This is a genomic window from Clostridium sp. D43t1_170807_H7 (assembly GCF_015555905.1).
Lineage (GTDB): Bacteria > Bacillota > Clostridia > Clostridiales > Clostridiaceae > Clostridium.
In genome coordinates, this window is sequence record NZ_JADNLK010000003.1 from 1 (window position 1) to 13,226 (window position 13,226).

Genomic DNA, 13,226 nt, shown 5'->3' on the forward strand with positions numbered 1-13,226 from the left:
TGATATTTGCGGTTTCACTACGGTTCCTAATGCTTCACAATTTTCTAGATTCAAAATTAAATTTGAAAAAGATCTAATAAATTACCCTTACTTAAATATTCTTTCTAATTTATCTTACCAAAATCTAAACTTGGCATTGTAATCGGTATACCATTAACTGAAAAATCTGATGTTGTAGATATAACTAATCCTGTTACAGTAACTAAGTCTCCCTTTAGATAAGATGAATCATCTATATAACTGATATGAACATACTCTTTTCTATCATTAACAAGTATCATATGATTTGGACTAAACCCCTCATCTATATAATTAATTATTCCTGTAATTCTTACATATTGCTCCGTATACTTATATTGATTTTTGCATAGTTCTCCAATGCTAATTTCAATAGGATTATCTATTGAGGTTATTTTACTACCATATGTACCATCTTCATTTATAAGAAATAAATCTCCATTACAATAATATTCATACATACTGTAATCACTCTTTTTTACTAATTTCTTAGAATCACTATATGAAATATCATTTATAGTTTGTAAAAATGAATAATACTCATTTCCATCTATAACAAGTGTTCCATCACAAGTTATTGTTACATTGCTAGTTCCATGTTCATTTAAGGCTAATTTCTTGCATACCGCTAATATTTTTTCATATGCTTTATTATATTGTTCCTCTTCTTTTCTTTTGTTTTCTGCAATTTGATTATTTATCTCTATACTCTTTTTATAGTCATCATAATATTTAGTTACTTCACTTTTAAAAGCAAGTATTGTATCATCTTTTGGAAATAACTCACTTAATTCATTAACTTTTTCAATTGCCTCCGTAAAACTTTTATTATTAACATATTTATTAATTTCATTTACCATTTCTTCTTTTACTATTGTTGCATATTCATTAATTAATCCAACAGCTTTATTATAATTCTCATTATCTGAATCTATATTTTTAAGTTTTTTAACTGCATTCATATAATCTTTTTCTTCTATTAATTTAATAGCCTCATCATATAATGCCATATTCTCTTGGTTGCTTTCTATACTTTTAATTATTTCTTCATATGATTTATCTTGAGTAATATCATAGGCTAACTCATTTATTTTTATATATGTATCTTCATCTATTTCATTTACTTCGTATTTTAATTTATACTTTTTAATATAGTTATTTATTATTAGTAAACATTCATCCATAAATTTTTCATCATCTTTATTATCATTTACTATTTTTATAGCTGTATCAATTTCATATCCACTAAATGCTGAATTTAAAAGTTCTAATTGTTTAGATATATTCGAACCTAAACATCCTATACTAAATGTTGATAATAATATTATTGCCATAACTATAAACTTCTTAATTAATCTATCCATAAAACCTCCTCCTTTTTATAAATCACCTTTTATATTAGTTATTTAATATCATTTTCACTTAAAATTTTACAATACACATACTATTTTTACAATATTTTCATTGTAAATTTATTGTATTATTACATAAACTGCTTTAAATATTCTTAGATATTACTTATATTTAATTTAAATTTAATGAATAATTTAAATCTTTAATTTAATTTAATAATAAAACCAGTAATAATCCTATATAAAAATATAAGTTTATTACTGGCTAATTGAGCACTAGGATACATATTCCACACTTTAATTGTAATCTCATATGTAATTAGTACTATATAAATATTTCATATAGCCCTATTTTTAAATTAGGCTAATATATTATTAATCTTATCCATAACATCATTCTTAAAGTTGTTTAACTTCTCATCAGAATCATCTAATGATTTACCTACTACAGATAAATAAATTTTCATTTTAGGTTCAGTACCAGAAGGTCTTACAACGAACCAAGAATCATCTTCTAATATATACTTTAATACATTAGACTTAGGTAATTTAATTTCAGATACTACCGTTTCACTTCTATAAGTGATTTCCTCACTTAACTTATAATCAAAAGCTTTAACTACCTTAACTCCATTAAGTTCTATTAACTTATCTTTTCTTAAAGTATCTAAACAATTAGCTATCTTTTCTTGCCCTTCTTTACCTTGAAGTTCAATAGAAATTAATTCTTCTTGAGTAAATCCATACTCTTCATATAATTTAACTAAAGCTTCATATAGAGTTAACCCTTCTTCTTTATAATAAAGAGCCATTTCTGTAATCAGAGCCGCTGCGATAACAGCATCCTTATCTCTAACAAAAGTTCCAGCTAAATATCCATAACTTTCTTCAAATCCAAAAATAAATGAATTACTATTAGTTTCTTCAAATTCTTTAATCTTTTCACCTATATACTTAAATCCAGTTAATGTATCAATAAGTTCTGCTCCAAAGCTTTCAACTATTTTTCTAACACCTTCAGTAGTAACTATAGTCTTAATTACTGCTGAATTCTTAGGTAATTCATTTCTATCACTTAATGATTTAAGCATATAATGAGCTAATAACATTCCTGTTTGATTACCAGTTAAAACTTTATATTGTCCAACATTATCCTTAACAACAACGCCTATTCTATCGCAATCTGGATCTGTTCCAAATATTATATCTGGATTGCTTTCCTTCGCCATTTCTATTTTATATTATTTGCTGTAAATGTTAATGCTGTAGCTTTTGCAAACTCTCTAGACATATTTCTTGAATCATATGCTATTGCTACAGTTGGATTTGCAAAATGATTATTTAAGTATTGTGCATATCCTTGAGTTGCTTTTGAAACTGTATAGATATTCATTCTGTTAGTTCCAGCTCCAATTACTCCTCTAAGTCCACCTGTACCAAATTCTAAATCTTTATAGAATCTATCTTCTTTCTCTTTATCATTATTTATTGATTTCAATTCATTTTTTATTTCTTCACTTGTTACTTTTGAGTTAATCCACTCATTATACCTTTGTAAAAACATTAAAAATTCTCCCTATTGATATCTTTATTACATATAGATTATATCATAATTCTAGGCTTATATAGCTAACTATCATACGTATAATTTCTGCAAGGGTAATCATTTTCAAGGTTATTAATCACATTTTTTAATTATATTTTTCAATTAAATTATAAAACACAACATTATTATATTTTTCTTATAATAATTCTATATTTATTAGTTTTTCCAATTATCTTTATTATTTCTATATAACCCTTTTCCTCCAATGATTTTAAAATGCTTAATACTTTCTTATTTGCTTTAGTTTGGAAAGCTTCCATCAAAGTATTAATTGAAATTGTAATTTCTTCTTTAATATCCTTAATCACTGATATAAACATTAAAAACATATATCTTTCATCTTTATTAATATTAATATTTTTATCATTAAAAACATTGCTAATAACATAACCATTACTATTCATTTTGTTACCTCACTTAAATCTTTTTATTTATTCACAGGAAAGAGAAAAATCGTATTTATGTAATATTCTTTCTACAGTCATTTCATATATAGAACATAACTCTAAATTAGGCTGAATTGTTATAAGTCTTAATAATTTACACTCCATTCTAGATAAAAATTTATCTAAAACACCTATTCCTAAAAGTTTAATTTCATCATTTTCATATAGATTTATAACATTACTTTTTGCCAATACTATTGAAATTACTTCTATAATACCTTTCCCCTAAAAAAATTAAGCCAAACTCTATGCTTATACATAAAGCTTGACTCTAGGAATTTATTGGTCATTCAACATCTTATTGAAGTACCCCAAATAATAGCGTACATAAATTAATTGCAATTTTCCATCCAATAAATATACAGCCAATAGCAACTAAAAATCTAAATGTATGAGACTCCTCAATAAAGCCTCCATTTCCTGCATTCACAGTTAAAACTGGAAATATTGAAAAAATTATACCTATAGCTAGTATAATTCCTATAAAGGCTGAATCACTATTAATATTAAATTCTTCAGATAGTATTATAATTAATGATACTGTAATAAAGGTAGTTAATATTCTACATCCACATCTTAATAAATATTGACTAAGATATTTATTTTCTATTATTCTATATACTTGAAAATATTCTTTAATGGAATTAAATTTGTCATTAATTATTCTAGGCATATTTAGTATTAACTTAATAGTTGCTATAATTACTCCAATAACTGTTGAAACAACTATAGTTGTAAATTGTATAACTAACAATTTTGCAGTAAAAATATTACTTAGACTAAATCCTACTATTAAACATACAGATATAAATAAACCCTTGAAACCTGCAAATGATGATAATATTATAATTGCAAAAATTGCTACTTGATAAAGTATAATCACATTTATTTCCCCCATTATTATGTAAATTCTAACTTAATTATATATTACTAATTAAATTTTAAATACTATTAATCTATATTAGTATTTATAAAAACATGAACATATATTAACGAAAAAAACAGTGACAAACTTATGCTTTTACATAAGCTTGCCACTGGAAATTTTTAAAACCCCCGGGGGTCCTTGAGAGGGACGAAGTCACTCTCTTGCTAAAAATCATATATTTCTTCTGCTTCTTTTCCACAATAAGTACAGTAAACAACAGTTTTTTTCTCTTTTATCTCAGTATGCTCCTTATTATTAATATCATTTTCTTTCGAACAGGATATTAATATGCTAAATAAAAGTATTGATATTAGTAGTAAAATATACTTTTTCATATAAAAAATCCTTTCTATTCATATCAATATAATATATACGTTATATATTTATATGTTAGAATAGTAATTAAAAAGTAAATAGAGACTAAACTTTATTAATATATTTAAAGCTTAGTCCTATAAATTTTCTTACTTTAATTTGTTAATTTAATGAAATTATCATTTACTTTTTTATTCTTTTTCATATCCTGCTTTTTGTATTTGTAATGCATGTTCTAACTTATATATGCTTTCTATATAACTTTTGCCTAACCCAATATATTCACTTCATTTACTATATAATAAATTATATTTTTTATCTCAACACTTACTATTTTTTTAATTTTAATATTTCTAACTAGATTTGATAATTTAAATATATTTTAAAATACAAAATCTACTTTAAGAAGTTAATAAATTTTTACTCATAATTTTCTCCTATAGTATAATTATTGTATATTTTAATTATATTCTACATTAAATATGTTATAAATAAAAATCTCTATTAACTAAAAATAGTGACAAACTTATGCTTTTACATAAGCTTGCCACTGGAAAATTTTAAAACCCCCGGGGGTACTTGAGAGGGACGAAGTCACTCTCTTGCTACATTTGTTAACCTCTAATTATAATTTACTAATTTACCACAAAAAATGGCTGAAAGCTAGATTTTATCTAACTTTCAGCCATTGAAATTTTTATACTTTCCTATACATTAAAAAGAGCTATACAACAGTATAGCTCTTCAAAAGACTCAAAATTCTCTTCTATTTTATAATATTTTTTAGATATTCAATAAATCCATCTCTTAACTCTTCTTTTCTAAGAGCATATTCAACTGTAGCTTCAAGGAATCCAAGCTTATCTCCTACATCATATCTTCTTCCTTCAAAGTTATAAGCATACATTGCTTCATGTTCAATAAGCTTAAGTAATGCATCTGTAAGTTGAATTTCATTTCCTTTACCTGGAGCTGTATTCTCTAATATTTCAAATATTTTTGGTGTTATTATATATCTGCCTAATATTGCAACATTAGATGGTGATTCTTCTACTGATGGTTTTTCTACTAATTCTTTAACCTTGTATACTCTATCTTCAATATGTAATCCACCAACTATTCCATACTTATTAACTTCTTGTGGATCTACTGTTTGAACTCCTAAAACTGAGGTTTTATACTCTCCATAACAATCAATAAGTTGCTTTAAGCATGGTTTTTGATCATTATAAACAACATCATCACCAAGTAGTACTGCAAAAGGCTCATCCCCTACGAAAGTCTTTGCACAAAGTATAGCATGTCCTAATCCTCTTGGTTGTTTTTGTCTTATGAAATGGACATTAACCATATCTGATATTTCTCTAACCATTTCAAGCATTTCTTGTTTTCCTGCTTTTTCAAGCTCCATTTCAAGTTCAACACTTCTATCAAAGTGATCTTCTATACTTTTTTTATTTCTTCCTGTTATTATAAGAATCTCTTCTATTCCTGATTGAACACATTCTTCTATTATGTATTGTAAAGTAGGCTTATCTACTATAGGAAGCATTTCCTTTGGTTGTGCTTTTGTCGCAGGTAAGAATCTAGTGCCAAGCCCTGCTGCTGGTATTATTGCTTTTCTTATTTTCTTTTCCATACCTAATGTTCCCCTTACTACTTTATATATAATTACTACACTAAAACTTAATATAAATATATTTATTATCGCTAATTTATTTAAAATCCTTATATTACTAACAATCCCTCAATTTACATCCTTGCCAATTTCTTAACTATCTTTTTTGATTTTCTAATTATCTTATCAGTTATACTTACTCTAGTAAACCTAATAATATTTTTTTCTATATCATTTTTATCTATATACTTAAAAAATTTATCTTTTTTATTATTATAGTTACTAGCCATTACTATAGATGGATTATTCTTAATAGCAAAATTATAATCTGTTTTTATTATATCCATCTTCTTAGAAATATTATCTATAATTTCTTTACCTCTATCAGTATTTACCAATATTAATGAAACACCTTTATCATCATCAAATTTTGGATGAATATTTTGAACTCCCCAATAATCTGCTAAAGTTATGTCTGCAGATGTTACTGGTTTTTTAAATTTACAACTATAACAAGAAGGCCTTAGATATAAATCCCATAAAAAACCTTTCATGTATATATTATCAGTCATTTTTTGAGTAAAGCTACCATCATTAAAAGTAACCTTAAAATTATAATCCTTCCATCCATTAGATTTTTCTCTAAATTGAATATTTTCTATTTTACTACTATTTAACTTTTTGATACTATCAATATATTTTCTATATACTACAGGACTAGGTACCCCATGACAAGCAATATCTATCATTATTAAATTTTCATATTTTTTCATTAAATATGTATCTAATCCTGATATTTGACACGGAGTTCCACTAAATAAAACAAGCTTTCCTTCATTCAAAAATTTTTTTACTTGTTTATAAGTATCACCAATAACACTCTGCACATATTTAGAGCCTCTAAATTTAGCACACCCTTCAATAGTTTCCGAATAGCAATGATAAACATTAAAATTTTTATCAAATGCAGCTCCAAATACTACTCCACCTTTTTTAATAATAAATTCGCATAATAATGTAAATATTCCACCAGATGAACTATCCATTCTTATTGATTCATCTTTATTTTTACATGCATACACTATTGAATCAATTTTTTCTCTTTTAGGTATATTAATTATCGGACATACTTTTTCACATAAATTACAGTTTATACATATACTCTTATCAACCATTGGATACCAAAAACCTTCATTGTCTATTTCCATTGAGATGCAGTTTTTAGGACATATATTCATGCAACCATGACAACCATGACATTCTTCTTTTTTACTAATTTCTATCATTTTTATCTCCTTGAAATAAATTTAGATTTTATTTTATTAATTGGACATTCTAATAAACTTTTTTCATATTCATTCATGCCAATAAACCATGCTGATACTACAAATATTATTGTGTACATAATACCTAATATAATAAACATAAATATATTATTTATTCCTATAAAGCACTTAATTGCTACTCCACATATAATAGGAATAATTAACCCTGGAACAAACCTTAGAATTTCTTTCCAGAAATATTTAATATTTAAACCAACCTTTTTATGATAATAAATATTCATAATTATACCATTTCCTATAATTAATGATAAAGCTGTCCCTATAGCTGCTCCTATTCCACCAAATATTTTGCACAATGGAATACTTATGAAAATATTAGCAATTGCAATAAAGAAATATATTATAGATCTAAATTTATGAAGATTTTTAGCTCTTTGAATTTCTATACCTAAATTCTGAATCAACGGAATAGTCACTGGAATTATTAATATTAAAGCTATATAATATGCCGAATTATATCCTTCACCAGCCCATGCATTAACAAAGTATTCACCGAAAAATACAAATCCAGTTAATACAAATGATAAAATAATAAATTGTATTCTTCCAACTTTAGTAAATATATCTGTTAATACCTTATTATCATTTGTTTCAGATACTATTCTATGTACTTTAGGAATAAACACTGAAGATACAGATGTTGATAATGTTAAATAGTAATTATTAATTTGAGCTCCTATCGAATAAATTGCAACTCCTATAGTACCTTTAAACATACCTAATAAAAATTTATCTATGCTCCAATTTATTTGGTCTACTATCATATTTAAAAATATATAGAATGAAAATACCCACATTTCTTTCATTAAACTAAAATCAAAGTTTTTAAATATAAATTTAGTATTAAGCTTTTTAAAACAATACCACATATTTATAGCCAAACTTCCTACAGTTATTATTGTAGTAACTATAACTAAGCTTATTGACTTGTACCCCAATAACAGTAATGGTAATGTTAAAAATGGATTTAATATTGATTTTAATAGTGTAACAACTCTTTGAAAAATATATTTCTCATTTGCTGTAATATTAGAATCAAATACACTAGCTGGAAATGATATTGCTATATTTATAACCATCAATATCATCAATACTCTTGCAGTATTAATTTCATTAATACTTAATCCACCTTTAAATATATTTTCAACATTAAATATTAATATTACTCCTGCTAAGACCGTTATTAAGGATATACCACAAAATATGGTCATAAACATACCATTAATTCTTGCCATCCCATCTTCATCATTTTTAACTCTATATCTAGAGTAATATCTTATAAAGGCACTTCCAAAACCAAAGCTTAATAATCCTAAATAGCTTACTACCGAATATACCAAATTATATAATCCATACTCACTTTGTCCTAAAAGTCTTAACATAATAGGAGTATAGATTATCGATACTAAATTTTGTACTATCATTCCTATATATGATAGTATTACTCCTGCTTTTAATTGATTTACTTTCATTTTGTTACTATCCCCCGTAACACTCTATTTAATATTTAATGCATTTTTTAAATAATTAATAGCCTTTTCTTTTTCAATACTAATAATTTCATCGACCTTACTAAAATCAACATTAAATATTTGTTCATCACTTACTATATTTTTATCTACTCTATTATTCATATTAAATTTTGAAAGTAATGTTTCTAACCTGGAATTCATAGATACTTCCTTATCTTTTCTTGTAAATAATATAAAATTAGTTTTCATTATCAATGAAAATACTATTCCATGAAACGAATCCGTACACATTAGCTTTGCATTATTTATTAACCATAAGAATTCACTTGGATCGACACTAAATGCATTTTTATCTGAAATATCTAATAAATTAATAACTTCTAAATTATTTTTATTTTTTATTCTATCAATTTTATTTTTATACTCTTCATCCTTGTTCCCTAAAAAGTAAGTTAGTATATATTCTTTGTCCGATTTCCATTTTGGCTTATTTGCTATACTTAACCATTTATGTTTACTTAACATCATTGTAGGATCTACTAAAACACTTGCATCTCTACCCGTTAAATCTTTTATTATCTCTGCTCCTGCTTCTTCTCTAACAGATAAATGATCCATTTGATTAATTAACATTGAATATTTTTCTCTTAATTCTATGGGAATTTCACTTATTCCAAAACTAGGTGAATAGGCTATCTTTTGTCCCTTTTTTGCAAATGTTAAAAATTCAATCTCTGAATTAAAGAAAAAATTAGGATTCCAAACTTGATCACTACCAGTAATAAAATAATCATATTCTTTTTTTATTACATCCGAAATATTACCTTTTGATACGATATGCTTACTTTGATTAATTAATCTATTTGTAAATTGCTCAAATTTAATATAACGTGATATTTTATTAAATCTTTCATTATTAATGCCTAAATATGAATCATTGATAATATGAATTGTTTTTTTTATAGAATTAATTATTTTTGTTTCTCTTTTATTATTATCACCAGTTATATTTTTTATTGTTTCAGCTTCACATCCAATAGATTCTAGTACAACTTGTACTGCATAATTTTGCAATCTGTTCCCATAATTTTGTCCATTAGTTATAGTAATTATTCCAACTCTCATTTTTATTTCCTTTCTGTATTAATTAACTTTTATATTTATCTAATTTTGTACATTTTCTTTTTCAATTCATGAAATTTTTTGTAAGCGTAAGGTAAAATTGTAACTAATAAAAACGTCACTTTCCTTTTAAAGGAAATATCCTTACATAACAAATATGAAAATAAATTTTTACGAAGTTCTTTAATATATTTATTAATAATATTTGAATCATAATTAGCAACTATTAATTTATAGACAGAATCTCTAATACATTCTATATACCATAATTTTATGTATTTTTTCATTTCATCATTATCTTCAAATACTTCTAATAACATACTATATGGCTTTTCATATCTTAATGCATTTTGTACAAATATTTTTCTAATGTCATTTGTAGCACTATTTTCTCTTAAAGTATAATTATATAGCTTTTCACTTGTATATATTGCTGTATCTATTTGCTTTATAATTTTAGTGATTAGTAGAAGATCTTCACATAGTTCCAAATCACTTTCTAATCTAATTTCATCGAATAGATTTTTTTTAAAAATCTTATTCCACAAAAAACCATTTATGCTTTTTCCTAAAAATATTTCTTTAAGTAATTCACTATTAGAATATATTTTAAGTTTATTTTCGTATTTATATGCTTGTAAAACTGTATCTTTTATATATCTATATGAACATATAGATACCTGTGAATCATATTTCAATATATTATTTAACAATTTTTTATACATATCTGGTTGTAAAAAATCATCACTATCTACAAACCCTATATAGTCTCCAGTAGCAATATTAATCCCTTCATTTCTTGAGTCTGAAACACCGCTATTTTCTTTATTTATTAGAATTATTCTCTCATCTCTTTCTTTCCATAACTCACAAATCTCAAGTGATCCATCAGTTGATCCATCATTTATTAAAATAATCTCTAAATTCTTATACTCTTGCTCTACTATGCTTTGTATACATCTATTTAAATATTTTTCTACATTATATACTGGAACTATAACAGAAATTAATTTAGACATATTTCTCTTTTTTCCTTTTCTTAAATTCTACAAAAACCTTTAACGGACCTAATATCCCATACTTTTCAAATCCGTATATAATATTATTACTTATTTTTCCAAAGGTATTTCCAAAAATTTTTCTTAACTTAAACCCTCTTCTAAGCTTTTTTATTTCTAATTCACCTAACCATGATGAATCAAAATGATGTATAGCATAAGTATTATTAGTAATTTTCATAATATTTGTAGCATATTCCTTTGGCGAAAAATACTCTTTAGGAAAAACTTTAATTCCATTATTCAAAATTTGCATTGTATTATTAAACTCTAAGTTAGTCGTTTTAGTTAACATTTTAGAAATTATCTCAACATTAGTAGTTGTATCCATACTTCCATCTTGCTTTATAAAATTGTTAGTTTCATAATATTCCATCCATTTGAATATCCAATTACTTTTCGGTACTGCTCCGATTACTGCAGTAGATAATCCTTGATTATCTTCAAAACCTATAAATGACTTTAATTTTAGCAAATCATCAAAGGATTTTATAATTTCAAGATCAGTATCTACATATATACCGCCTTCTTCATATAATACTTTTAATCTTACATAGTCACTTACAAAAGCCCATTTTTTACACTGATAAGCTTCCTTCACATATTCATTACAATTAATATTGAAATTTTTTTCATTCCATTCAATAATTTCATATCCTAAACAATTTTTTCTCCAACTCTCCATGCATTTTTGAGTTAATTCTGGCAATTCATTTTCTCCAAACCAGCAATAATGAATTTTTTTAGGTATATTACTCATTTAAATTCCCCTCTCTATAAACTTCACGATTAATCCATACATTCCCAGCAATTAATATTGGAAAACATAACACAGCATTCATTACAAAAGATTCCATGATTGAAAAAAGTACATATGCAATAATAAATATATTTATTCTTTTTATTCTTTTTTTAGCCATCATATATAATAATAACGAAATTAAAATAAAATATATAATTCCATAACTTACAAACAATTGTATACTAGCATTATCCAATATCAAAACATCTGTATTATATTTGCCCCACGGAATGCTATTATCTATATTCTTTCTCCCTAAAAATGTAAATCCAAACTTTTGAATAGCATATGCACTAAATATTATTCTATAATTTAACAAATTATCTATTTGTACTAATATATCGTTAATTATCCCACTACTTTTAAAGTATATACTAGATAAAATAATAAATATAATTGAACTATATAAAAAACCATATTTAGCTATATAATCAATTACCTTTTTAACAATTTTACTTCGCCTCTTTGATAATATAATTAATAAGTATGTACTAACTAATACAATTAATAAAGTTCTTGTTCCTGTGAAATAATAAAATATTAGTGTAATAACCATAACAATTGATAAATTTAAATAATTTAACTTGTTATACTTTAAATATAGCCATTCTAAAATAGTCCATAATATAAACATTCCTATTACATTTGCGTGATTAAATCCAAACAAAAATCTTACATCACCATTTTCTCTATACATTACCTCAAATAATTCATTTCCAAATACCCCGAAGATAATATATAAAATTATATGTAAAAATAAAAAAACAACTTGGGTTGTATACATAATCTTTATTGTCTTATCAATCGATATGCCTTTAGAAGCCACTATAAACACAAATGATAATAATAATGTAAAATTTTCTATCTTATAACTAGTATATAAACATAATATTCCAATTATAATACAAAAAAAGAAGGTTTTATATGTTAACCTATCATAATACATTTTAATGAAAAGTATAACTACTATAACAATACTTAAAACTAAATCTATACTTTCAGGATAGTTTATTATTGTTGAATAATATATCATTAATTTAATTACAGATAAAAAAATTGTAAAATAATATAAATTATTATTAACTTTTACTCTTTTTTCTTTTGCTATATCCATTTATTTAAAAAACCTTTCTTTAATAATAG

The 13,226-nt window shown here is 24.5% G+C and carries 12 protein-coding genes and 1 pseudogene; all 13 read right to left on the bottom strand.

Annotated elements, in window-relative coordinates; translation table 11 throughout:
• Positions 1 to 104: 104 nt before the first annotated feature.
• The 13 genes and pseudogenes from I2E98_RS02485 to I2E98_RS02545 all read right to left on the bottom strand — a co-directional run bounded on the left by I2E98_RS02485 (position 105) and on the right by I2E98_RS02545 (position 13,197).
• The gene (locus I2E98_RS02485; RefSeq protein WP_195467390.1) at positions 105 to 1,382 is read right to left on the bottom strand and encodes a hypothetical protein; all 1,278 of its coding nucleotides are present in this window, start codon (positions 1,380 to 1,382) and stop codon (positions 105 to 107) included.
• Positions 1,383 to 1,729: 347 nt separating this feature from the next.
• Positions 1,730 to 2,934: pseudogene (locus I2E98_RS02490) on the bottom strand (hypothetical protein).
• Between the two features lie 167 nt (positions 2,935 to 3,101).
• Complete coding sequence (locus I2E98_RS02495; RefSeq protein ID WP_195467391.1) at positions 3,102 to 3,380, bottom strand: RepB family plasmid replication initiator protein; 279 nt, start codon at positions 3,378 to 3,380, stop codon at positions 3,102 to 3,104.
• Between the two features lie 27 nt (positions 3,381 to 3,407).
• Complete coding sequence (locus tag I2E98_RS02500) at positions 3,408 to 3,614, bottom strand: hypothetical protein (RefSeq protein WP_195467392.1); 207 nt, start codon at positions 3,612 to 3,614, stop codon at positions 3,408 to 3,410.
• A gap of 106 nt (positions 3,615 to 3,720) precedes the next feature.
• Positions 3,721 to 4,305 (bottom strand): hypothetical protein, encoded by a 585-nt coding sequence (locus I2E98_RS02505; RefSeq protein ID WP_195467393.1) that lies wholly within the window; start codon positions 4,303 to 4,305, stop codon positions 3,721 to 3,723.
• 209 nt (positions 4,306 to 4,514) lie between these two features.
• Positions 4,515 to 4,685: a hypothetical protein gene (locus I2E98_RS02510; RefSeq protein ID WP_195467394.1), complete on the bottom strand. Its 171-nt coding sequence runs from the start codon at positions 4,683 to 4,685 to the stop codon at positions 4,515 to 4,517.
• 746 nt (positions 4,686 to 5,431) lie between these two features.
• Positions 5,432 to 6,304: a UTP--glucose-1-phosphate uridylyltransferase GalU gene (galU, locus tag I2E98_RS02515; protein WP_195467395.1), complete on the bottom strand. Its 873-nt coding sequence runs from the start codon at positions 6,302 to 6,304 to the stop codon at positions 5,432 to 5,434.
• A gap of 113 nt (positions 6,305 to 6,417) precedes the next feature.
• On the bottom strand, positions 6,418 to 7,569 hold the full coding sequence (locus I2E98_RS02520) for a Coenzyme F420 hydrogenase/dehydrogenase, beta subunit C-terminal domain (protein WP_195467396.1): 1,152 nt from the start codon (positions 7,567 to 7,569) through the stop codon (positions 6,418 to 6,420).
• Between the two features lie 2 nt (positions 7,570 to 7,571).
• The gene (locus I2E98_RS02525; protein WP_195467397.1) at positions 7,572 to 9,101 is read right to left on the bottom strand and encodes an oligosaccharide flippase family protein; all 1,530 of its coding nucleotides are present in this window, start codon (positions 9,099 to 9,101) and stop codon (positions 7,572 to 7,574) included.
• Between the two features lie 24 nt (positions 9,102 to 9,125).
• Entirely contained in the window at positions 9,126 to 10,226 is a 1,101-nt protein-coding gene (locus I2E98_RS02530) for a polysaccharide pyruvyl transferase family protein (protein WP_195467398.1), read from the bottom strand.
• Between the two features lie 35 nt (positions 10,227 to 10,261).
• Complete coding sequence (locus I2E98_RS02535; protein WP_195467399.1) at positions 10,262 to 11,242, bottom strand: glycosyltransferase family 2 protein; 981 nt, start codon at positions 11,240 to 11,242, stop codon at positions 10,262 to 10,264.
• Positions 11,235 to 12,041 (bottom strand): glycosyltransferase, encoded by an 807-nt coding sequence (locus I2E98_RS02540; protein WP_195467400.1) that lies wholly within the window; start codon positions 12,039 to 12,041, stop codon positions 11,235 to 11,237. The genes I2E98_RS02535 and I2E98_RS02540 overlap by 8 nt, the downstream gene beginning before the upstream one ends.
• Entirely contained in the window at positions 12,034 to 13,197 is a 1,164-nt protein-coding gene (locus tag I2E98_RS02545) for a hypothetical protein (protein ID WP_195467401.1), read from the bottom strand. The genes I2E98_RS02540 and I2E98_RS02545 overlap by 8 nt, the downstream gene beginning before the upstream one ends.
• Between the last annotated feature and the right edge of the window lie 29 nt (positions 13,198 to 13,226).

What these genes read in the sequence shown, in the direction of transcription:
- I2E98_RS02495 (WP_195467391.1), bottom strand. Translation starts at nt 3,380, where the DNA reads ATGAATAGTAATGGTTATGTTATTAGCAATGTTTTTAATGATAAAAAT.
- I2E98_RS02510 (WP_195467394.1), bottom strand. Translation starts at nt 4,685, where the DNA reads ATGAAAAAGTATATTTTACTACTAATATCAATACTTTTATTTAGCATA.
- I2E98_RS02485 (WP_195467390.1), bottom strand. Translation starts at nt 1,382, where the DNA reads ATGGATAGATTAATTAAGAAGTTTATAGTTATGGCAATAATATTATTA.
- I2E98_RS02540 (WP_195467400.1), bottom strand. Translation starts at nt 12,041, where the DNA reads ATGAGTAATATACCTAAAAAAATTCATTATTGCTGGTTTGGAGAAAAT.
- I2E98_RS02535 (WP_195467399.1), bottom strand. Translation starts at nt 11,242, where the DNA reads ATGTCTAAATTAATTTCTGTTATAGTTCCAGTATATAATGTAGAAAAA.
- I2E98_RS02520 (WP_195467396.1), bottom strand. Translation starts at nt 7,569, where the DNA reads ATGATAGAAATTAGTAAAAAAGAAGAATGTCATGGTTGTCATGGTTGC.
- I2E98_RS02530 (WP_195467398.1), bottom strand. Translation starts at nt 10,226, where the DNA reads ATGAGAGTTGGAATAATTACTATAACTAATGGACAAAATTATGGGAAC.
- I2E98_RS02525 (WP_195467397.1), bottom strand. Translation starts at nt 9,101, where the DNA reads ATGAAAGTAAATCAATTAAAAGCAGGAGTAATACTATCATATATAGGA.
- galU (WP_195467395.1), bottom strand. Translation starts at nt 6,304, where the DNA reads ATGGAAAAGAAAATAAGAAAAGCAATAATACCAGCAGCAGGGCTTGGC.
- I2E98_RS02545 (WP_195467401.1), bottom strand. Translation starts at nt 13,197, where the DNA reads ATGGATATAGCAAAAGAAAAAAGAGTAAAAGTTAATAATAATTTATAT.